Origin of the sequence: Bacteroides sp. AF20-13LB (assembly GCF_003603065.1) — a bacterium.
GTDB classification, from domain to species: domain Bacteria; phylum Bacteroidota; class Bacteroidia; order Bacteroidales; family Bacteroidaceae; genus Bacteroides; species Bacteroides uniformis.
Genome location: NZ_QTMH01000001.1, coordinates 313,970 through 336,209, shown reverse-complemented (window position 1 = coordinate 336,209; position 22,240 = coordinate 313,970). Strand labels below are relative to the sequence as shown.

Sequence of the window (22,240 nt, the reverse complement as noted above, 5' to 3'; positions counted from 1 at the left end):
TATAATTAAATAGATGAGAATCAGAGTAAAAATAATACTTGCGTTGTTGATAGGTACCTTCTGCTTTACTACGTACGGAGTGCAGGCTGCCAATGTTCAAGCTTCTAAGGAGAAAATGAGCGGGTACGGTCGGTCTGAAAAGGCACGGAAGGAATTGAAGAAACGGAAGAAGTCGAAGAAAGCCGACGTTTCGCCCGTAAAGGAGCTTACCCCCGAACAGCAGCGCCGTTACGACTACTTCTTTCTTGAAGCCGCCCGTCTGAAAGTCCAAAAAGACTATGATGCGGCTTTCGATGTCCTGCAACATTGCCTGACGATAAACCCGAACGCATCATCGGCTTTGTATGAGATGGCCCAGTATTATATGTACCTCAAGCAGGTGCCGTTGGGACAAGCCGCCTTGGAAAAGGCGGTGGAGAATGCTCCCCATAATTACTGGTATGCCCAGGGACTTGCCAATCTGTATATGCAGCAAAACGAAACGGAGAGAGCCGCTGCCTTGTTGGAAAATATGGCGGTACGTTTCTCGGATAAGCTGGACCCGCTATACAACTTGCTGGAGATTTACAACCGCCAGGAAGAGTATGACAAAGTTATCGGTATACTGAACAAGCTCGAGGAACGGATGGGCAAGAATGAACAGCTCAGTATGGAGAAGTTCCGCATCTATCTGCAAAAGAAGGACGACAAGAGCGCCTTTCATGAAATAGAAAGTCTGGTAGAAGAGTATCCCAACGATATGCGCTATCAGGTTGTGCTGGGGGATGTCTATATGCAGAACGGGAAAAAGCAGGAAGCTTATGAGATTTACAAGAAGGTGCTGGCCGAAGAGCCGGACAATGCAATGGCCATGTACTCATTGGCTTCTTACTACGAAGAGACCGGACAGAAGGAGCTGTATGAACAGCAATTGGACACGCTGTTGCTGAACAAGAAAGTGGCTTCGGACACCAAACTGAATGTGATGCGGCAGTTCATCGTGCAGAACGAGCAGGCAGGCAAGGACAGTACACGTGTCATTACGCTCTTCAACCGCATCATGGAGCAGGAGCCCGATGAGGCGCAATTACCTTTGCTGTATGCCCAATATCTTCTTTCCAAAGGAATGAACAAGGAGGCAGGGCCGGTTCTGCGCCAGGTTCTGGCGATAGACCCTACCAACACAGCGGCTCGTATGACATTGCTGGGGGAAGCTGTGCGCCAGGAGGATTACAAGGAAATAATGAATTTGTGCGAAGCCGGTGTGGAGTCCAATCCCGATATGTTGGAGTTCTATTTCTATCTGGCCATTGCCTACAACCAGGCGGAACGGACGGATGATGCCCTTGCCATCTGTCAAAAGGCTTTGTCGCACGTCAAGGACGACAGCAAGAAGGAGGTCGTATCAGATTTTTATGCCATTATCGGTGATGCTTATCACACCAAGAATCTGCATGCGGAAGCTTATGCGGCTTATGATTCCGCTTTGGTGTACAATCCTTCAAACATCGGTGCCTTGAATAACTACGCATATTATCTTTCCGTGGAGCGCCGCGACTTGGACAAGGCGGAAGAGATGAGCTACAAGACAGTGAAAGCCGAGCCGAACAATTCCACCTATCTCGATACATATGCATGGATATTGTTTGTTAAAGGTAATTATGCCGAGGCGCGTCTCTACATAGATGAGGCGATAAAGAATGATAAAGATAGCAGTGACGTGGTCTTGGAACATTGCGGAGATATCTATTACATGACTGGCGATGCGGAAGGTGCCTTGAAATACTGGAAACAAGCCTGGGATAAGGGCAATCGCTCTGATACGTTGAAACAGAAAATACAAAAAAAGAAATATATATCAGATGAAACTAAACCTGCTGAATGATATGGCAAGGACGTGCCGCCTATTGTCCTTGCTGTTGTTGCTGGCTGTGGGGCTTGCCGGTTGCAAGACTTCGCGTCACTCAAGTCCTCTGTCCGGAGAATCTGCCTGCCTTTCCTCCAAAGTGCAGCTGACGGTACCCCATAAAGATGCCACCCTTACTGTGAACGGTACGATGAAGTTGAAGAAGGAAGAATGCATGCAGATTTCCTTTCTGATGCCGATACTTCGTACGGAGGTGGCACGTATGGAAGTCACCCCGGATGAGATTCTGTTGGTAGACCGTATGGGAAAACGTTATGTCCGTGCAACACGTAAGGAACTGAAGGATGTGCTGCCCAAGAAGGCGGATTTTGCCCATTTGGAGAAACTGCTTTATGCTGCTTCCAAACCCAATGGCAAGAAGGTGCTTACCGGCAAGGAACTCGGGATACCCTCTCTGGAAAAGGGAAAGATTGAACTTTCCAACTTCTCGGATAAGCCTTTTGCACTGACTCCTACCCAGCTCTCACAGAAATATAAAGAGGTGGAGCTGGAAGAACTGCTGGAAATGCTGATGGACCTTTGATTAGTTGATAATTGTCAGATAATCCCTCATAACTTATAACTCATAACTTATGAAGCTTCTCCTTCTCTTCTTTCTCCTCCTTTTGCCGGTTTCTCCGCTCCTAGCCCAGTCCAACAAGCTGATTAAGGAACTGGAAAGCAAGCGTGGTGCCTTGCAGAAACAGATAGCAGAGTCGGAAACGCTGTTGATAACCACCAAGAAGGATGTGGGAAGCCAGTTGAACGGTCTTGCTGCACTGACCGGACAGATAGAAGAGCGCAAACGCTATATTCTGACTATCAATAATGATGTGGAATCCATAGAGCGCGAGTTGTCTTCATTAGAACGTCAGTTGACCCGCCTGCAACGTGACCTAAGGGACAAGAAGAAGAAATACGAATCGTCCGTTCAATATTTGTATAAGAACCGCTCCATTGAAGAGAAGCTGATGTTCATTTTCTCTGCCAAGAGCCTGGCACAGACCTATCGACGCATGCGCTATGTACGTGAATATGCTACTTATCAGCGCCTGCAAGGCGAGGAAGTGTTGAAAAAGCAGGAGCAGGTGAACCGTAAGAAGACTGAGCTTCAGCAAGTGAAGGTTGCCAAGGAAGGATTGTTGAAAGAACGTGAAGAGGAGAAAGTCAAGCTGGAAGCGCAGGAGAAGGAACAAAAGTTGTTGGTAGCCAATCTGAAAAAGAAACAGCGGGGCTTACAGAACGAACTGAATAAGAAACGCCGTGAAGCCAATCAGCTCAATGCACGCATTGACCGTCTGATAGCGGAAGAAATAGAGAAAGCGCGTAAGCGTGCGGCAGAAGAAGCGCGCCGTGAGGCAGCCGCACGTAAAAAGGCTGGTGAAAAAAACGAAAAAACGGCAACTGCCTCTACGCCCGCAAAGCCGAAGGCACAGCCTTTGGAAACTTACTCCATGAGTAAGGCAGACCGTGAATTATCAGGGAACTTTGCTAATAATCGCGGTAAGTTGCCGATGCCCATCACCGGCGCGTATATCATTACCAGCCATTACGGCCAGTATTCTGTGGAAGGTTTGCGCAATGTCAAGCTGGACAATAAGGGCATCGATATACAAGGGAAACCGGGTGCCCAAGCCCGTGCCATCTTCAATGGTAAAGTGGCGGCTGTCTTTAAACTGAACGGACTGTTCAATATCCTTGTCCGTCACGGGAATTATATATCAGTCTATTGCAACTTGTCATCGGCCTCGGTGAAGCAGGGCGATGATGTTACCACCAAACAGACTCTCGGACAAATCTTCTCGGATGGGGCCGACAATGGTCGTACGGTGCTACACTTCCAATTGAGGAAAGAGAAGGAAAAACTGAATCCGGAGCCGTGGCTGAACAGATAATGATAATTTAAATTTTTACTTCTTCCAGCAGCTCCAGATACATCCCTATCGCCTCCTCTATCTCCTTGACAAAGATAAATTCATCGGCAGTGTGTGAACGGGCACTTTTCCCCGGTCCCATCTTCAGAGAAGAGAATGGCATCAGTGCCTGGTCGGACAAGGTCGGTGAGCCGAAAGGAGTACGTTTCATGGCAATAGCCTTTTGCACTACCGGATGCTCCGGAGCTACGTGTGAAGAGCTTAGCCGGAAGGAGCGGGCTTTGGCTTCACACGTGATGTGTTTCTGTATTTCATCGAATAGCTCCTGATTGCTATAACACTCGTTGCTGCGAATGTCTACGACAAAAGTACAACGGTCGGGAATGACGTTATGCTGTGTACCGGCGTTTACCATGGTTACGCTCATCTTCACGGGACCCAGCAGGGAAGATTCTTTTGGGAAACGGTAATCACGAAACCAGGCAATATCATCCAATACCTTATATATAGCATTATCTCCCTCGTTTCGGGCTGCATGTCCCGATTTTCCGGTAGCAGTTACGTCCAGCACCATCAATCCTTTTTCTGCAATGGCAGGTTGCATCTCTGTCGGCTCGCCTACAATGGCAAACTGTATGGGAGGGAGTTCCGGCAATACGCATTCTATTCCCCCCTTGCCTGATACTTCCTCCTCACACGAGGCAAGATATATCAGATTGTAGGCCTGAGTGGTGCGGCACAATGTCAGGAATACTTGCAGCAGGCTGACTACACTGGCTCCGGCATCGTTGCTGCCCAGCCCGTAGAGCTTTCCATTACTTTCCAGCGTTGGTTTGAAAGGATCTTTCCGCCACCCGTTGACGGGTTTTACGGTGTCGATATGGGAATTCAGCAGCAAGGTCGGTTTCTTTAAGTCGAACATCGGGCTGAGGCACCATACATTGTTGCCTTTACGTCCTGTTGCCATGCCTTGCATTTCGATATAGTTCTGCAGATAATCTGCCGCCTTCTCCTCGTCGCGGCTCAAGGAAGGAATGGCTATCAGTGATTTGAGCAATCCGATTGCTTCGGAAGTTAAAGTCGGTATATCGTAAATCATATTCGGTAAATAAATAATCTGGCCGCAAACTTACGGATAAAAAATGAAAAGGACGCCAAACCGACGTCCTTTCTGTTTTTTCAATATTGTTTAGAAGAAGCAACTGAGTGATATCATCAAGTTGCGGTTTTTGTTGCCTGAATCTTTAATGTTCTCTACCAGTCCCCAGTCATAACCGATGGAAATCTGATATTTCTGACTGAATTCGACTCCGGCTTTTAATCCGAGACCGAAATCAAAACGCTTCATGGCATCATCCCCGAATACATTGGTGGAGTTATCATCAAACTCATATTCGTCAAGAATATCTCCTTCTGCCTTGGCTTTGCCAAAAAGACCGATGGCTAAATAAGGACCGGCATTGCCGAATATGGCAAAGTTCTCATTCACTGCATATTTATAGCCAATGTGTACAGGAATTTCCAGGTAGTAGGGATTGAACTTGATAGAAGCAGCAGAGCCTCCGTCTATTTTGGCTCCTTTCAGCGTAAGTAATGCACCCATATCGAGGTAGACTCCTTCTGAAATTTGAGGCAATCCTACTTCAGCCTTTACCCCAGCATGAAAGCCTATTTTACTGTCGAAACCGGTAATGGAGAAGTTACTGGAGTTCATGCCGACTGTTGCTCCCCATCTGAGGTTGTCTTGAGCATTGATGCTTGCTAAACCTATGGTCAGCATAGCCATTAAAAGCAATACTTTTTTCATGTTCATTGAATTTGATTTAGTTTGTATATCACCACAAATATATAGATATTTAATATATTTCTATTGTTTTAATGGTAAAGAAAGTATCTTTTGTGGATAATTTGCTAACGGATGGTCGGATACTTTAAAGGTAAAGTTTGAATAATTACCCGCTAATATCAAATTAGTTTCAAATGAAACCACTACCTTTGTACCGTATTTACCAATATCAAAAGTTATGACTTATCATCATTTATCTGTCCTGGTGCATCGCCAGGCAGAGAAGTATGGAGACAAAATAGCCCTGAAATACAGGGACTATGAAACTGCACAATGGATACCCATCTCTTGGAAAGAGTTCTCACAGACTGTACGCCGGACTGCCAATGCAATGGTGGCTTTGGGAATAGAGCCACAAGAGAATATCGGTATCTTCTCGCAGAATAAACCCGAATGTCTCTTTACTGATTTCGGTGCATTCGCCAACCGGGCGGTGACTATACCTTTGTATGCTACCAGCTCACCGGCCCAGGCACAGTATATCATCAACGATGCACAGATACGTTATCTGTTTGTAGGCGAGCAGTTCCAGTACGATGCCGCTTTCAGCGTGTTCGGATTTTGCCAGTCTCTGCAGCAGCTCATCATCTTCGACCGTGCTGTGGTGAAAGATCCGCGCGACATGACTTCCATCTATTTTGATGAATTTATGGCAATGGATGAAGAGTTGCAGCACAATGCCATTGTAGAAGAACGTACAGCAGCTGCCTCAGATGATGACCTCGCCAATATCCTTTATACTTCCGGTACTACCGGTGAGCCGAAAGGTGTCATGCTCCATCATTTCAATTATAGAGAGGCTTTCCGCATTCATGATATCCGATTGCCTTTCATGACAGACCAGGATGTTTCCATGAACTTCCTTCCGCTGACCCATGTATTCGAAAAGGCATGGACCTACCTTTGTATACATCGGGGAGTGCAGGTCTGCATCAATCTCCGTCCACAAGATATCCAAACTACTATTAAAGAGATACGCCCTACACTGATGTGCAGTGTACCCCGTTTTTGGGAGAAAGTCTATGCCGGTGTGCAGGAGAAGATTTCCCAGGAAACCGGTCTGCGTAAGGCGATGATGTTGGATGCCATCAAGGTGGGCAGGACGCATAACATTGATTATTTGCGCCAAGGAAAGACTCCTCCGATGATGCTTCATCTGAAATACAAGTTCTACGAAAAGACCATTTATGCTCTGCTGAAGAAGACGATAGGTATTGAGAACGGTAATTTCTTTCCTACGGCAGGTGCTGCTGTGCCCGATGAAATCTGCGAGTTTGTGCATTCTGTAGGTATAAACATGGTGGTGGGCTATGGTCTGACGGAATCTACGGCTACCGTTTCCTGCTTCCTCAACGAAGGCTATGAGATTGGTTCCGTAGGTACGGTGATGCCTGATGTGGAGGTGAAGATTGGCGAGAACAACGAGATACTTCTTCGTGGTAAGACTATCACTACCGGCTACTACAAGAAACCGGAGGCAACGGCTGCTGCCATCGACCGTGACGGTTGGTTCCACACGGGTGATGCCGGTTATTTGAAGGATAGCCATCTGTATCTGACGGAGCGTATCAAAGACTTGTTCAAGACCTCCAACGGAAAATACATTTCGCCGCAGGCATTGGAAACGAAGCTGGCTATTGACCGTTACATTGACCAGATTGCTGTCATTGCCGATGAGCGTAAGTTTGTTTCCGCTTTGATAGTTCCCGTTTATGGCTTTGTGAAGGATTATGCCAAGGAGAAAGGCATTGCATACAGCAATATGGATGAGTTACTGCAACATCCCAAGATACAGGCGTTGTTCCGTGCCCGTATCGATACCTTGCAGCAGCAATTTGCCCATTATGAGCAAGTGAAGCGCTTCACGCTCCTGACCGAACCGTTCAGCATGGAGCGTGGCGAGCTGACGAACACGCTGAAGCTGAAACGCTCTGTAGTGGCAAAGAACTACAAGGGGCTGATTGACAAGATGTACGAGGAATAGATTTCCATTTGTTTGTTTTTGAACCGTCCGACTTGGAGTGAATTATTTTCATTCCGGGCCGGACGGTTTGTTTTATGTATGGACTTGCCCTTGGCAGATAGGACTCTCGAGTATGTGCACGTTAGTTAGGCTTAAAAAACAGCCTGGTAGATAAATGGGGATTTATCATTTCAAAACAGCTTCTTCAAAGATAAAGGGGAAGAACCGTCTGTCATCTGTCACGGGATTCAAGCACGTAGTCCGGAACGCTCCCCTTGTTCAGTCCGTCTTTCCCCGTTGCTTTATCCCTCAAACGCTTGGTGTCTGTCCCCGAAACAGCCTTTGTTCATTGTCGGCTCACTCGGGTGAACAAATCAGCTCACTATGGTGAACAACTCCATTCACTATAGTGAACGAGTCAGACCACTATAGTGAGCCGCTCAGAAACTCAAAGCCTCTATAAGACAAAGAAGCGGACACAACAAGAGAAAGAAGGGGACGAGACAAGAGAAAGCAAGGGAACGGGACAGACCGAACACCGGTGAGGGCAACATTAAGAAAATCGTATTAGTTTTTCCTTCTTCTTCCGAACCCGATTAACTTTTATTAGCAAAGAAACTTCTGTTTCTCGATAGGGTTGCGGTTCTCTACCCGGTTTTATATACGAAGCTTAAAAAGAAATCTGCAGAATAAGAGACATTTTAATAAGCTCGAGTATTAACCGTAACATTCTAATAGCCTATGTAGCATACAAAAAGAAACAAATGAGATTGACATTCAACCCTGCTTGTCAATCGGAAAGACAGACCCCATCAGAATCTGTTTATTAACTTAACACACATTTAATCTAATATTTATTTTCCGAAAAACAGCTTATGAAAAAAAGAATTATGCTGACCTTGGTTTGCCTGCTGGCAGCCATCGGTTGGGTAGCAGCCCAAAATTCCCCCATTACCGGTATCGTTATTTCAGCTGAGGACAATGAACCGATTATCGGAGCTTCCGTATTGGTAAAAGGAAGCACTACCGGAGCCGTAACGGATTTAGACGGCAAATTCACTATTACAGATGCGCCCGCAGGTGCGAAAATCCTGCAAGTGTCTTTCGTAGGTATGATAACACAAGAAGTTCCCATCACTCCGGGGACGATAAGAGTCACATTAAAGAATGATGCCAAGCTGCTGGATGAAGTGGTGGTAACGGCATTGGGTATCGCAAAGAAAGAAAAATCACTGACTTACTCTACTCAGGTAGTAAACGGTGATGAATTGGCACGCGTGAAAGACCCCAATATGATGAACGCATTGGCCGGTAAGACGGCAGGTGTGCAGATTAATAAGAGTTCTTCCGGTTTGGGAGGTTCTTCTAAAGTGATTATTCGTGGTAACCGTTCTGTAAGCGGAAGTAACCAGCCGTTGTATGTGATAGACGGTGTACCGTTCGGTTCATCTACCAACGAAAATACCTCAACTACTATCGGCGGAGACAACGACAGTGGTAACTACGACCGTGGCGACGGTATTTCCAATCTGAATCCCGATGATATTGAGAGCATGAACATATTGAAAGGCCCTGCCGCAGCTGCACTTTACGGTAGTTCGGCTGCCAATGGTGTGGTGATTATTACCACTAAGAAGGGCAAGGAAGGACGCGCCAGTATCAGTTTCAATACCAGCACCACTTTCGATATAGCTGCATACGGTATTCCCGAATTCCAGAATCACTATACGGGTGTGTCAACCAGTTGGGGCAGTGATATCAAAGGTAGTCCCGACTATACAGACGATTTCTTCAAAACAGGTGTCACTACTATCAACTCGCTCTCGTTGAGCATGGGTTCGCAAGCTATGCAAACTTACTTTTCCTATGCTAATACTTACGGCAAGGGCGTGGTGGAAGGTAATAGCTTGGTGAAGCATAATTTCAATTTTCGCGAAACTGCCAACTTCCTCAATAACAAACTGACTGTTGATGCCAATATCAATGCGATGTATCAAAGGGGGAACAACCGTACTACTTCGGGAGGTTATTACATGAATCCTTTGGTAGGTCTTTATCACTTCCCGCGTGGTGGTGTTGAAGGTGGAAAGGACTTTAACTACTACAAAGATAATTATCAGATTCTTAATGCCGGTCGTAACATAATGGACCAGAACTGGTATAAATCTCAAGGTACTGATATGGAGCAGAATCCCTATTGGTTGATTAATAAGGTTCCGAATGAGGATACCCGTTATCGTACATTGTTGAATCTGAGTGTGAAGTATAAGTTCAATGACCTGTTCAGTATACAGGCTCGTGGTAGTGCCGACTATGTTGTAGACAAGAACAATACACGTATGTATGCAGGTACCAGCCCGGTGTTGTGTGGTATGAATCCGGCTGGAACAGGAACTAACGGTCGTTACATCTACGGTGAATCAAGTAGCCTTTCTTCTTATGGGGATGTTTTGTTTACTTATCAACAGCAATTCACTAACTTCAGTGTCAATGCTTCGGTAGGTGCCAGCATCAACGATTATACAGGAAACGGTACAGGTTTCGATTCCTATCCGGGTATACTCTCTGTGCCCAACGTATTCACTATGCAGAACTGCTCCTTGAACAAGGGCTCATTGACCGATTGGAAAACCCATACTCAAAGCCAGAGTGTGTTCTTCACCGGTCAGGTAGGCTTCAAAGATCAGATTTATGTGGACGTGACAGCACGTAACGACTGGACTTCAACATTGGCATTTACCAAATACAAAAACAAAGGCTTTTTCTATCCGTCAGTAGGTGTGACATGGTTGCTGAACGAAACATTGAAATTACCTTCTTGGATTGATTTAGGTAAGATTCGCGGTGCATGGTCGAAGGTGGGTAACGGTTTGAATACTTATACTTCAAATCCTCTCAACTCCATTACAAAGAGTGGTAGCATCAATTTCAACAGTACAGCTCCGTTTGCAGAACTGAAACCGGAAATGACTACTTCCATTGAGTTTGGTACTGAGTGGCGCTTTTTCAATAGCCGCTTGGAGTTCGACTTCACTTATTATAAGACTAATACAAAGAATCAACTCTTTACGTTGGATGCTCCGTCAGGTTCACAATACGCCCGATATTACATCAATGCCGGTGATATTCAGAATACCGGTGTCGAAGTTATGTTGAATGGAACTCCTGTCATGACTAAGGATTTCCGCTGGAAAACCGGTGTTAACTTTGCAACCAATAAGAACGAAGCAAAGGCACTGGCTGGTGATGACTTTGGTTATTTTACATTTAGCGGTGGCGAAAGTAACAATGTATGGAGTCGTTTAGAAGTAGGTGGTTCGTTTGGTGACATTTACGGTACTACTTTTGTACGTGACGAAAAAGGCAATATTCAGTATGAACCTGCAAAAGAAGGACAAAAAGATAGTGATAGACTTCCATTGGTGGACAAGACAAATCCGGTGAAACTGGGTAATTCTACTCCTGATTTTAACTTGGGGTGGAGCAATACAATCACGTGGAAGGACTTCTCTCTTTACTTCTTGATTGATGGACGTTTTGGAGGTGAAGTGATGTCTTTGACGGAAGCCGACCTCGATCAGCAGGGAGTAAGCAAGGCAACGGGTGATGCTCGTGACCGTGGTTACGTGATGCTGGAAGGCCGTCAAATTACAGATGTGGAAGGCTTCTATAATCAGGTTGGTGGCCGTGCGGGTGTGACCGAGCATTATATGTACAGTGCTACCAACATACGTTTGCGCGAACTTTCCATTGGCTATAGTCTGCCTCAGGCTTGGTTGGCAAAGACTGGTGTCATTAAGAACGCACAGGTTTCACTTGTAGGCCGCAACCTGTTCTTCTTCAAGAACAATGCTCCATATGATCCTGATGGCATGCTTTCTACCAGCAACCGTCTGCAAGGAGTTGATGTGTTTGGTATGCCTACCAACCGTTCGATTGGGTTCAACTTGAAAGTTAATTTTTAAACAGTAGATATGATTATGAAAAATATATTTAGACTTACAGTTGTAGCGCTGCTGGCAGCTACCTTATTCTCGGCATGTACGGGAGCGTTCGAGGATATGAACACTAATCCGAAGGGAGTGAGCGATGAAGAACTAAAACAAGATAACAACTACATTGGTATGCACTTCATTCCCATGATGCAGTCTATCTATTATAATAAAAATGCAGGTGTCAATGTATGGGAATATCAGCTTATTCAAAATTTGAATGCCGATTTGTGGTCAGGCTATATCAGTACGGCTACTGCATTTGCCGGCAATGTAAGTAATGTGACCTATGCCATGAATGCAGGATGGAATGACAACTGTTGGGATTATGCTTATAGAAACGTAATGGTGGAAAGCTTGAAAATCACCAACAAGTGCAAAGACGATATGGAGACGTATGCCCATTTCGAGGCTATCAATACCATCTGCCGCGTAATAGCTATGTCGCGTCTTGCCGACCAATACGGATGTATTATCTATTCTCACTATGGCGAATCGGCTACTGGTGGTGAGTATGATTCAGGACAGGATGCTTATAAAAAATTCTTTGAAGAATTGAAAGAAGCTGCAGACGTGCTGCGTACTGCTAAAGAAAAGGATGTGGCTTCGTTTATGATGTTTGATTATGCCTATGGAGGTAACTTGAACAAATGGGCGCAGTTGTGTAACACCATTCGTTTGCGTTTGGCCATGCGTATTGTGAAGTATGATGCTGCTTGGGCAAAAAGTGAGGCGGAAGCTGCCATGAACGATAGTAATGGATTGATTGAAACCAATGATGCTAATTTCGGCATTGCAGGAAACGGTTATGTCAATCCGCTTTACGGTATTGCATTCAACTATGGAGATGGTGTTTTAGGCGCTAATATTCCTTCTATCTTGTCTGGTATGGGCGATGCGCGTCTTGATAAGTATGCTACACAGAACAGCAAGAGTGAATATTTTGGTATTCGTCTTGGTATTAAAGGACTGGAAGAAGAAGGGTTTTCGGATGCCTATAAGGCGATTGTAAGTCGACCCAACTTGACAGAAACCTCTCCTGCTATTTTGGCAACTGCTGCCGAAACCATTTTGTTGGAAGCCGAAGCTGCTTTGCGTGGTTGGGATGTAAATGGTAAGGGCACCGCTCAGAGCTTGTATGAAAAGGGTATACGGACATCGTTCGAACAATGGGGAGCCGCTGTGGGCGATTATTTAAGCAGTACGACTACTGCTGCAGCGTATGTAGACCCCGTTATTCCCGCTGCCAGCATTGAAGGCCAGAGCAAGGTGACTGCTAAATGGGACGAGTCTTTGAGTAACGAGGAAAAATTTGCTAAGATTGCCACACAACGCTGGATTGCTATTTATCCTGAAGGTATGAATGGCTGGGCTGAGATACGTCGCACTGGTTATCCCAAATTATTCCCGGTAATGGTGAACTACAGTCAAGGTGAGATTGATACAGATCTTGGCCCACGCCGTTTACCCTTCACCATCAATGAAAAAGGCAATAATCCTACCGGTTATGCCAAAGCCGTCGAAATGTTGGGCGGACCGGACAATGGCGGTACTCGCATCTTCTGGGATGTAGATAAACCGAACTTCTAATCCGCATTATTATCATAGAGATTAAGTGATGAGGACTTTTTGAAGCATGTTTTTTTAAGGGGAAGTATGAAAAACATATTTCATATTTCCCTTTATGTATTTTTTGTTTAATATAATAATTGATTATTATGAATTCAAAATATCTCGTGAATGGCTTGTTTATATTATGCTATTCTATGTTTTTAATGTTTATGAGCGCTTGTTATAATGAGTTGGAAACTGTTGACTTTGAAGAACAAGAAGAACAGCAAAGCGTTTCAATAGAAGATGGTATGTGTATAATCCAATCACTTGGATTCGATACTTTAGATGTGGTAGAGTTGAAGTCAGGTTATCTTATTCAAGGTGATATATACCTTGAAAAAAGTAAACTTGTCACTTATAGTCAACCACAAACAAGGCAGGCTTATCATACTACCGGTTTAATTGGTCACCCCAAACAAAGAGCAATTACCGTTGGTGTTGATAGCTCGATACCTGCATCAGGTGTGGATGATTGGCGAGATGAAATACAGGAAGCCATCAATCTGTGGAATCCTCTTAGTAACCTTAAAATGACTTATACTACAGCTGCCAATCCGGATATACTCATCCGTAGTGATGCTAGCGCTCCTTTACCGAACAATACTATTGCGGCAGGCTCTTGGCCTATGAATGGAAAACCAGGTTCCTCTATTTGGATAAATTTGGATTATGATTATAACAAAACCATTCCAAGACTTCAGAAGATATATAATATGGTACATGAGTTGGGACATTGCTTCGGACTAAGGCATACAAATTGGAAATCATTGGGTGAATCTGTGGCCAATGGTATTACTGGAACTTTTGATTCAGATCCCTATTCTGTGATGAATGGAGGAACTGCCGAATATCAATGGTCTGGGTTTAGTGAGGGAGATAAATCAGCGATAAGTTATTTGTATCCTCGATTTTTTGAAGGAGATTTTGTTAATTACCCAACAGAGGTAAAGCGCTTTGGAGTTGACGTGTATATGGTACGTGTTGTCGGCAATCACCCTATTCTGAAATATGAATGGGGGACTACAGGCATGTTTTTGCTTGCTTCCGAAGGAGATGCTGCTAAAGTTATTTTTGGTAGTCCTGTAACTTCTGAACTTAGGGCATATGTTACTACTGTATATGGAGAAACTTATTGTATTAGTAGAGAGTATGCCACTCAAACAACTATTCAAAGACTTGTTGAAAATTGAGATTAGGCATAGTTCCTCATATATTTGTACTAATTTTCTTCTCCTTTATGCTTTAATCACCTTATAACTTAATAATTATAATATGATGAAGAATGTAATAAAACTTATCTTTTTGCTTTTTGATTTAGTTATCGGTTGCTGCGTTTTGCTTCATGCCCAGGTAGATGAAAAGTTGAAAGCCGACATCGTCAGCACGGGCTACGTGCACAGTCCGTTACCGCTCGACGAGACAAAGGCTTTCGAAACATTCGGCTTGAAAAAGAAAGTGTTGGAAACCGTGATGCTGTGTGATATGGAGGATTTCTCCAAATGGTCGCATAAGGGCATCGGTAAGATTGGTTTGACTGACGAACGGAGCAAGTCCGGCAAGCACAGTCTGCGTCTGGAAGCTCCCGCCCATCCGGAGAAGATTCTTGGCTGGGGTTTGGGACGCGGCACTTGCATGGCCTCTTATGATATAGGAGGTGTGAACTGGGAAGGTTACAACCGCCTGAAGTTCTATATCTATCCCACGTGCGAAGGAGCACGCAGCATCTACCTCAACCTTTATGTGGAGAATGACGGAGAAATAAAAGTACCCGACATTTACGGTCGGGAAGGCTACCACGAAATCAATCTGAAAAATAACCAATGGAACGAATGCTTCGTCGAGATGTCCGGACTGGCGCGCGACAAGGTAACCAAGATTTCATTTGCCATCGAAGTGTTCGGCAAAGAACGTACTATGGGCGACTTCCTTCGCTTCGATGTAGATGCCGTGGAACTTCAGAAGGTGGAGAACCCGGAAACCGTGAAAGGCTGGATGCCTGCACAGAATCGCATCATCTTCTCTACTACCGGTTATAGTATAGAGAGCCCCAAAAGCGCCATTGTCAATGTGGAAAAGCACGGCGGACAGTTCCAGTTGAAGGATGCCGCTACGCAGGCCATTGTTTATACCGGTCCCGTTCGTAAGGAAAAGACCGGCCTGGGAGAGTTCGAGACAATAGACTTCTCGGACTTCAAGACACAAGGCCGTTACGTCATTCAGGTAGGGGATGTCACCACCTTGCCTTTCTATATCCATCAGGATGTGTGGGATGATTCTGCCTGGCGTATGGTGAACTTCCTGTTCTGCGAGCGTTGCGGTTATCCCGTTCCCGGAAAGCACGGGGCTTGTCATAATGACCTGCATGCCACTTACAACGGACATATCATTCATATAAACGGAGGATGGCACGATGCCGCCGATATGTCCCAACAGACCTTACAGACGGGAGAGATAGCCTATTCCTTGCTCTTGATGGCCGAACGTGCCAAAGAAAAAGGCAATATAGACTTGTACAACCGCCTGATGGAAGAGGCTTTGTGGGGAATGGACTATGTGATGAAGACCCGTCTGGGCGATGGCTACCGTGCACAGACATGGGGCACCAACCTATGGACCGACGGTAAGGTGGGCACCGACGATGATGCCGGTCGCCGCGAACTGCTTGTCCATAACGGAGCTTTGGAGAATTTCCTGCTTGCAGGAATTGAAGCGTATGCCTCCATGAGGATTGAAAATGACGAGTCGCTTAAGGGTAATCTGAAGAAGATTGCAAAGGAAGACTTCGGCTATGCCATGAAGCGCTTCAACGAACTTGGCTTTGCCGAGCTGATAAAGAAGGGTGGGGGACATGCCGCCATGGCATCCGAGAGCCAGTATCACGCCAACATCTCATGGGCGGCCAGCATGCTCTATAAGCTGACCGGCGAACAGCAGTATGCCGATGAGGCTGTAAAAGCCATCCGCTACACCTTGCAGTGCCAGCGCACCGAACCGTTGAAAGACAAAGACAAGACCTGCGGCTTCTTCTATCGCGATTTGGCAAAGAAGTCCATTGTACACTATACTCATCAGTCTCGCGATTATGCCTACATGGAAGCCCTTGCCGCCCTCTGCGAAACGCAGCCCCGTCATGCCGAGTATGAGCAGTGGATTCGTGCCATGAAACTCTATGGCGGTTATCTGAAGAACATCATGAAGTATGTATATCCTTATGGAATGGTGCCCAGCGGCATCTATCACAAGGATGAAGTGAAGGACTCCGTCAACTTCTACGCCGTCCAGGTAGGCATTCGCAGTGGTGCTGCGAAGGATTTCAAAGAACAGCTCGAGAACGGTATCCGTCTGGATAAGGAGCATTACTTGCGTATATTCCCCGTCTGGTTCTCGTTCAAAGGAAATATTGCCGTACATTTGTCTACCGGAAAAGCCGCAGCCATTTGCGCCAGAGTGTTGAAGGACAAGGAACTGAAAGACATTGCCGAACAGCAGCTCTTCTGGGTTGTAGGCAGGAATCCTTTCGGACAGTCCATGATTTATGGGGAGGGCAGCAACTATCCGCAGCTCTATACGGCACTGCCCGGAGAAACGGTAGGAGAGATACCCGTAGGTATGCAGTCTTATTTCAATGAAGATGCTCCCTACTGGCCGCAGTTCAATACGGCTACTTATAAGGAAGTCTGGGGCTCTTCGGCTGCCAGATGGCTGATGTTGGTTTCCGAATTCTAAAGCAAGATGATATGAGTGACAAGACTGTTTATTCACGGCGCAATCCGGCCATTGACATGCTGAGGGCGTTGACCATGTTCACCATGATTTTCGTCAATGACTTCTGGAAAGTGCATGACGTACCCCATTGGCTGGAACATGCCGTTTATGGTGAAGACTTTATGGGACTGGCGGATATTGTATTCCCCTGCTTCTTGTTTGCAGTGGGAATGTCCATACCATACGCCATCGAACGCAGATATGCCAAAGGCTTTTCGGCAGAATCCACCTTAGGACATATCCTTTCCCGCACCTTTGCTTTGCTGGTGATGGGGGCATTCATCACAAACTCGGAGTTCCGGCTTTCACCGGAAGCTCCCTATCCGATAGGGGTATACTGGTTCTTGATGGCCATAGGCTTTATCGGCGTGTGGAACCAATATCCGAAACCGGCTTCCGGTACTCAGAAGAACCTTTTCCGTGCTTTCAAGATAATCGGCGTATTGGTTCTTCTCTACCTTGCCTTTACCTTCCGCAATCCGCAGGAAGGTGTATTCGGGGCTTATTGGGGAATATTGGGATCCATCGGCTGGACTTATCTGGTATGTGCCGTGATTTATTTCTTCAGCCGTGACCGGTTGAAGTATCTGCTGCCCATCTGGGGAGTCTTCATTCTGATATGTCTGTTGGGCACGCCTTTGCGCGAAAGCTTTGGCGGCGAGGCCATTCTTACCTTTCCCGAACGTAACTTCTATCAAGGTATGCTGGGCATCCTGCACATCGGCAACGGAGCTTTGCCCGCATTTACAATGGGAGGTATCATCCTTTCCATTCTCAGTGCCCGCTATGCCGACAAGGGTGACGGTTGGAAACTTCGCAACGGGCTGACGGCTGCTGTCCTGCTTCTGTTGGCCGGGATAGGGGCGCATCATTTTTGGATTGTAGCCAAGATAGGCGGCACTCCTCCCTGGGTGTTCTATGTAACTGCCATTTCCGTGGCACTCTATACGGTGCTTGGCTGCTTGGTCAGTCATCAGGTCACGGGCTGGTTCAATCTGATACGCCCTGCCGGAACGGCTACGCTGACTACCTATCTGGTGCCTTATGTCTTTTATGGATTCGCCGATGTGACCGGTGTTATCCTGCCGGACTGGTTTACGCATGGATTCATGGGACTGGTCAATTGCCTCTGCTTTGCCTTTGTGGTAATCGGCGTTACCTGGGTGATGGAAAAACTGCACGTTAAACTTAAAATTTAGATAGAATGAAAAAGAACTTTTTACCTGCATTCTTATTGCTGTTCCTGGCGCTGGGCCTGTTTTCGTGCCAGCAGGGAACTAAAGAGACAAACAAAGAATATCCCATGTTCTGGACGTGGCTGGACTATCGTCCCGGTATGAACTTCGACTCCATTTGCCAAGTGATGAACGACATCGGCATGGACGGAATCATGCTGAATGCACCGACTCCCGACGATTACCGGGTAGCCATACCGATTGCCCATAAACACGGAATCGAAGTGTATGCCTGGCTATGGACCATGAATCTGGAACACGACCGTGACAAAATATTGAAAGAACATCCCGAATGGTTCAGTGTGAACCGTAACGGCAAGAGCCTGGCAGACACTACCGCCTACGTAGGCTATTACAAATTCCTTTGCCCGGCACTGCCCGAAGTCCGTGAGTTCATCAAGGAGAAAATCAAGGCCTATTGCGAAGTGGAAGGTTTGAACGGCATTGCCATCGACTACCACCGTTTTGTGGATGTGGTGCTTCCTACTACCTTGTGGCCTCGCTACGGCATTGTGCAGGACCGTGAATACGCTGCATGGGATTACGGCTATCATCCGGAAATGCTCAAGAAGTTCAAGGAGCAGCATGGTTATGACCCTCGCGAACAGGAAGACCCTTCGCTTGATGTGAAGTGGCGTCAGTTCCGTTGCGACCAGATAACCGAAGTGGCCAATATGATTGCCGAAGTGGTACACTCCTACGGCAAGACAATGGCTGCCTCTCCGTTCCCTACTCCGAAGATGTCCTCGCGCATGGTACGTCAGGACTGGGGCAAATGGAATCTTGACATTGTATTCCCGATGGTTTACCATACTTTCTATACGGGCGATGCCAGCTTCATTTCCGACTGTACGGTGGAGAATGCACGCGACAAGAACGACATGACGACGCTGTATTGTGGCATGACCGCCACGGACGGGCCGATGATGTTTGAGTGCATGGATGCCGCCTTGAACAACGGCGCCCAGGGAATTGCCGTGTTTACGATGCTCGGTCTGCGTTCTCCGGAGGTGAAGAAGCAGTTCAAGGCTTATACGGACAGTGTCAGAGCCGTGCGTGCCGCCAACGGTGGAGTGATAAAGGCAACCTATCCTAAGGTGGCCGAACCGGATCCGTTCAAACACGAAGGCATTATGAAACTGATGCAGGAACGCATGCAGCAAATCATAGCCACGGCTGCCGGTAAGGAAGAGCCGGCTCCGCTGGCATTGGGCGAGTACAAGGAGGTGGATTCCTACGACGCAACGCGCTGTTATCAGGTGGTAGACAATAATAGCAAGACTACTTTTGACGTGACGTTCTATCTTTACGGCGATGTCGTTTCCGGATGGGATGTGACAGTGGCAGACAAGGATTCTTCTAAGAAATGAAAGGACGTTTTATGATAGTGAGAGATTACGGGAGCAAACTCTTTCTGCTCTTTGTGTTTTCGATGGTAGGCATGGTTTATTGCAATGCTCAGAGTGGAAAGAGTTTGCCCGTAAGGAAAGTAATGTGTACGGCTTCACCGGAAGGTGGGGCTGTGCCGTCCTTGCTGGACGGGAACGGGATAGAGTTTCAGCCCCTTGATGTGGTCAACTGGAAAGATTATCCCTACAAGCCGGAAGTGAGTTTCCGCATAGCCCATACGGGGCGCGAAATCCTGCTCCACTACAAAGTGAAGGAAGCCAGTGTGCGTGCAGTGGCCTCCGGAGACAATGGCCGGGTATGGGAAGATGCTTGTGTGGAATTCTTCGTATCTCCCGAAGGTGACGACCGCTATTACAATTTCGAATGTAACTGCGCCGGCAGGCTGCTGATTCAGGGAGGTGCAGTCAATGAGCGCCGTCCTACGGCGAGTCAGGAGGTGCTGGGCATGGTGAAACGTTGGAGCTCGTTGGGCGGCGAACCTTTCGAGGAACGTTTGGGCGAGTGCAGATGGGAACTGGCCATGGTTATTCCCGTTTCCGTTTTCTTCCAGCATTCCGTCGGTTCTCTGGACGGAAAAACAATGAAAGGGAATTTCTACAAGTGTGGTGACAAACTCCAGACTCCCCACTTCCTTTCTTGGAGTCCTATCGGGCTGGAACGCCCCATGTTCCACTGTCCGGCCTTTTTCGGCACCTTGTCTTTTGAATAAATCTTTAGGGTGTTCTGGTGGAATCATTTGCCGTTAGCATTACTTATTGGATTGACAATTGCGGAATTATGTGTTTTTTTATACCTTTGCACTTCCTAAATTGTAAATGCATATATGATTACCGCAGAACAACTGAAAGATATCAAAGAACGTACCGAGGCGTTGAATCGCTATCTGGACATTGAAGGAAAGAAGATACAGGTGGAAGAAGAGCAGCTCCGCACCCAGGCTCCCGGTTTCTGGGACGACCAGAAGGCTGCCGAGGCTCAGATGAAGAAAGTGAAAGGCTTGCAGCAATGGATTTCCGGCTACAATGAGGTAAAGACCTTGACTGACGAGGTACAACTGGCTTTCGACTTTTACAAAGACGAACTGGTGACTGAAGAGGAAGTGGACGATGCCTATGCCAAGGCAATCACTGCTGTCGAGGCCCTCGAACTCAAGAATATGCTTCGCGAGGAAGCCGATCAGATGGACTGTGTGCTGAAAATTAACTCTGGTGCCGGTGGTACGGAGAGCCAGGACTGGGCAAGCATGCTGATGCGTATGTATCTGCGCTATGCCGAGACTCACGGCTATAAGGCCACCATCGCCAACCTGCAGGAAGGAGACGAGGCAGGTATCAAGACTTGTACCATCGAGATTTCCGGCGATTATGCCTACGGCTACCTGAAAGGTGAGAACGGTGTACACCGCTTGGTGCGTGTTTCGCCCTACAATGCCCAGGGCAAGCGTATGACTTCTTTTGCATCCGTGTTTGTCACTCCCTTGGTAGATGATACCATTGAGGTGAACATCGAACCTGCCCGCATGTCATGGGATACCTTCCGAAGTGGTGGCGCCGGTGGACAGAACGTCAATAAGGTAGAGTCCGGTGTCCGTCTGCGCTATCAGTATAAGGATCCATATACGGGCGAAGAGGAAGAAATCCTGATTGAAAATACCGAGACACGAGACCAGCCCAAGAACCGCGAGAACGCTCTCCGCCTTCTCCGTTCCATGCTTTACGACAAGGAACTCCAACACCGCATGGCCGAGCAGGCAAAGGTGGAAGCCGGTAAGAAGAAAATCGAATGGGGTAGCCAGATTCGTAGCTACGTCTTCGACGACCGCCGCGTGAAGGACCACCGTACCAACTTCCAGACCAGTGATGTGAATGGTGTGATGGATGGAAAGATAGACGGCTTTATCAAAGCTTACCTGATGGAGTTTGCAGGAAGTGGCGAATAAATTTTCTCCCTTTCATTTGCATTCTTCCCGAATTTCTTCTTACTTTGTTCATCGTTGAACTTTAAACTATAAAACACACCATGGGAAAAAGTAAAAAGAAAGCAATGCACAGCCAGAAGGAAGAGCAACAAGCCAAGAAAGTGATGATGACGATGGGAGTAATAGCCATTGTATTGGTCATCGCCATGTTTGTGGCTTACTCTTACTGGGGCTGATAAAATCACTGGAAACGACATGCCGCAGGAGATAGAACGGAAATTCCTCGTGACGGGAGAATACAAGCCACAAGCGTATGCACACAGCCGTATCGTACAAGGATACATCAGCAGTGTACGTGGACGGACAGTACGGGTGCGCATCCGCGATGAACGGGGATTTCTCACCATCAAGGGTGCATCCAATGAATCGGGAACCAGCCGCTACGAGTGGGAAAAGGAAATTCCGCTGTGCGAAGCGCGGGAATTGCTGAAGCTGTGCGAACCGGGTATCATCGACAAGACCCGTTACCTGGTGCGCAGCGGACAGCACGTCTTTGAGGTGGATGAATTCTATGGCGAGAATGAGGGACTGACTGTGGCCGAGGTGGAACTCTCCTCGGAAGACGAGCCTTTCGTGAAACCTGCATTCATCGGACGGGAGGTGACGGGAGATGTCCGCTACTATAACTCGCAACTGATGAAACACCCTTTCACCACGTGGTAGCAAACCAATTGTGTG

Annotated in this window: 16 protein-coding genes; 14 read left to right on the top strand and 2 right to left on the bottom strand. The window is 46.8% G+C overall.

Annotation, left to right across the window (positions count from 1 at the left end):
- Positions 1-13: 13 nt before the first annotated feature.
- Genes DWX62_RS01235 through DWX62_RS01225 form a run of 3 tightly spaced genes read left to right on the top strand, consistent with a single transcriptional unit; the run spans position 14 to position 3,780 of the window.
- Positions 14-1,864 carry a tetratricopeptide repeat protein gene (locus tag DWX62_RS01235; protein ID WP_057258721.1) on the top strand — a complete coding sequence of 617 codons (1,851 nt, stop codon included), beginning with the start codon at positions 14-16 and terminating at the stop codon, positions 1,862-1,864.
- On the top strand, positions 1,842-2,429 hold the full coding sequence (locus DWX62_RS01230) for a DUF4292 domain-containing protein (RefSeq protein WP_057086959.1): 588 nt from the start codon (positions 1,842-1,844) through the stop codon (positions 2,427-2,429). The genes DWX62_RS01235 and DWX62_RS01230 overlap by 23 nt, the downstream gene beginning before the upstream one ends.
- Before the next feature lie 49 nt (positions 2,430-2,478).
- Positions 2,479-3,780 (top strand): peptidoglycan DD-metalloendopeptidase family protein, encoded by a 1,302-nt coding sequence (locus DWX62_RS01225; protein ID WP_008662711.1) that lies wholly within the window; start codon positions 2,479-2,481, stop codon positions 3,778-3,780.
- 7 nt (positions 3,781-3,787) lie between these two features.
- Here the strand turns inward: DWX62_RS01225 and DWX62_RS01220 are convergent, their stop codons facing one another.
- Positions 3,788-4,858: a M20 family metallo-hydrolase gene (locus tag DWX62_RS01220; protein WP_008662712.1), complete on the bottom strand. Its 1,071-nt coding sequence runs from the start codon at positions 4,856-4,858 to the stop codon at positions 3,788-3,790.
- Positions 4,859-4,948: 90 nt separating this feature from the next.
- Positions 4,949-5,566 (bottom strand): porin family protein, encoded by a 618-nt coding sequence (locus DWX62_RS01215; RefSeq protein WP_005834577.1) that lies wholly within the window; start codon positions 5,564-5,566, stop codon positions 4,949-4,951.
- Between the two features lie 217 nt (positions 5,567-5,783).
- Between DWX62_RS01215 and DWX62_RS01210 the strand changes: the two genes are divergently transcribed.
- From DWX62_RS01210 to DWX62_RS01165, 11 genes are all read left to right on the top strand, one after another.
- Positions 5,784-7,589, top strand: coding sequence for an AMP-dependent synthetase/ligase (locus tag DWX62_RS01210; RefSeq protein WP_057256311.1), 1,806 nt, complete (start codon positions 5,784-5,786; stop codon positions 7,587-7,589).
- Positions 7,590-8,443: 854 nt separating this feature from the next.
- Positions 8,444-11,533, top strand: coding sequence for a SusC/RagA family TonB-linked outer membrane protein (locus DWX62_RS01205; RefSeq protein ID WP_005830357.1), 3,090 nt, complete (start codon positions 8,444-8,446; stop codon positions 11,531-11,533).
- Positions 11,534-11,548: 15 nt separating this feature from the next.
- A complete protein-coding gene (locus tag DWX62_RS01200; RefSeq protein ID WP_207806015.1) occupies positions 11,549-13,150 on the top strand; it encodes a SusD/RagB family nutrient-binding outer membrane lipoprotein in 1,602 nt (533 codons plus the stop codon).
- Between the two features lie 128 nt (positions 13,151-13,278).
- Entirely contained in the window at positions 13,279-14,364 is a 1,086-nt protein-coding gene (locus DWX62_RS01195) for a M57 family metalloprotease (protein ID WP_008662714.1), read from the top strand.
- A gap of 85 nt (positions 14,365-14,449) precedes the next feature.
- The gene (locus DWX62_RS01190; protein WP_057258726.1) at positions 14,450-16,900 is read left to right on the top strand and encodes a glycoside hydrolase family 9 protein; all 2,451 of its coding nucleotides are present in this window, start codon (positions 14,450-14,452) and stop codon (positions 16,898-16,900) included.
- 11 nt (positions 16,901-16,911) lie between these two features.
- Positions 16,912-18,138, top strand: coding sequence for a DUF5009 domain-containing protein (locus tag DWX62_RS01185; RefSeq protein ID WP_008662716.1), 1,227 nt, complete (start codon positions 16,912-16,914; stop codon positions 18,136-18,138).
- Positions 18,139-18,143: 5 nt separating this feature from the next.
- Positions 18,144-19,544 carry a family 10 glycosylhydrolase gene (locus DWX62_RS01180; protein ID WP_008662717.1) on the top strand — a complete coding sequence of 467 codons (1,401 nt, stop codon included), beginning with the start codon at positions 18,144-18,146 and terminating at the stop codon, positions 19,542-19,544.
- Positions 19,541-20,293, top strand: coding sequence for a carbohydrate-binding family 9-like protein (locus DWX62_RS01175; RefSeq protein ID WP_008662718.1), 753 nt, complete (start codon positions 19,541-19,543; stop codon positions 20,291-20,293). Before DWX62_RS01180 ends, DWX62_RS01175 begins: the two co-directional genes overlap by 4 nt.
- A 114-nt stretch (positions 20,294-20,407) precedes the next feature.
- A complete protein-coding gene (prfB, locus tag DWX62_RS01170; protein ID WP_005830350.1) occupies positions 20,408-21,523 on the top strand; it encodes a peptide chain release factor 2 in 1,116 nt (371 codons plus the stop codon).
- A gap of 80 nt (positions 21,524-21,603) precedes the next feature.
- Positions 21,604-21,738 (top strand): hypothetical protein, encoded by a 135-nt coding sequence (locus DWX62_RS22425; RefSeq protein ID WP_005830349.1) that lies wholly within the window; start codon positions 21,604-21,606, stop codon positions 21,736-21,738.
- A gap of 19 nt (positions 21,739-21,757) precedes the next feature.
- Positions 21,758-22,225 (top strand): CYTH domain-containing protein, encoded by a 468-nt coding sequence (locus DWX62_RS01165; protein WP_005834595.1) that lies wholly within the window; start codon positions 21,758-21,760, stop codon positions 22,223-22,225.
- Positions 22,226-22,240 lie beyond the last annotated feature (15 nt).

Excerpts from the sequence above, each read along its gene's own strand:
- DWX62_RS01215 (WP_005834577.1), bottom strand. The coding sequence starts at position 5,566 with ATGAAAAAAGTATTGCTTTTAATGGCTATGCTGACCATAGGTTTAGCA.
- DWX62_RS01230 (WP_057086959.1), top strand. The coding sequence starts at position 1,842 with ATGAAACTAAACCTGCTGAATGATATGGCAAGGACGTGCCGCCTATTG.
- DWX62_RS01210 (WP_057256311.1), top strand. The coding sequence starts at position 5,784 with ATGACTTATCATCATTTATCTGTCCTGGTGCATCGCCAGGCAGAGAAG.
- DWX62_RS01180 (WP_008662717.1), top strand. The coding sequence starts at position 18,144 with ATGAAAAAGAACTTTTTACCTGCATTCTTATTGCTGTTCCTGGCGCTG.
- DWX62_RS01165 (WP_005834595.1), top strand. The coding sequence starts at position 21,758 with ATGCCGCAGGAGATAGAACGGAAATTCCTCGTGACGGGAGAATACAAG.
- prfB (WP_005830350.1), top strand. The coding sequence starts at position 20,408 with ATGATTACCGCAGAACAACTGAAAGATATCAAAGAACGTACCGAGGCG.
- DWX62_RS22425 (WP_005830349.1), top strand. The coding sequence starts at position 21,604 with ATGGGAAAAAGTAAAAAGAAAGCAATGCACAGCCAGAAGGAAGAGCAA.
- DWX62_RS01190 (WP_057258726.1), top strand. The coding sequence starts at position 14,450 with ATGAAGAATGTAATAAAACTTATCTTTTTGCTTTTTGATTTAGTTATC.
- DWX62_RS01175 (WP_008662718.1), top strand. The coding sequence starts at position 19,541 with ATGAAAGGACGTTTTATGATAGTGAGAGATTACGGGAGCAAACTCTTT.
- DWX62_RS01225 (WP_008662711.1), top strand. The coding sequence starts at position 2,479 with ATGAAGCTTCTCCTTCTCTTCTTTCTCCTCCTTTTGCCGGTTTCTCCG.
- DWX62_RS01235 (WP_057258721.1), top strand. The coding sequence starts at position 14 with ATGAGAATCAGAGTAAAAATAATACTTGCGTTGTTGATAGGTACCTTC.
- DWX62_RS01195 (WP_008662714.1), top strand. The coding sequence starts at position 13,279 with ATGAATTCAAAATATCTCGTGAATGGCTTGTTTATATTATGCTATTCT.
- DWX62_RS01205 (WP_005830357.1), top strand. The coding sequence starts at position 8,444 with ATGAAAAAAAGAATTATGCTGACCTTGGTTTGCCTGCTGGCAGCCATC.
- DWX62_RS01200 (WP_207806015.1), top strand. The coding sequence starts at position 11,549 with ATGAAAAATATATTTAGACTTACAGTTGTAGCGCTGCTGGCAGCTACC.
- DWX62_RS01185 (WP_008662716.1), top strand. The coding sequence starts at position 16,912 with ATGAGTGACAAGACTGTTTATTCACGGCGCAATCCGGCCATTGACATG.
- DWX62_RS01220 (WP_008662712.1), bottom strand. The coding sequence starts at position 4,858 with ATGATTTACGATATACCGACTTTAACTTCCGAAGCAATCGGATTGCTC.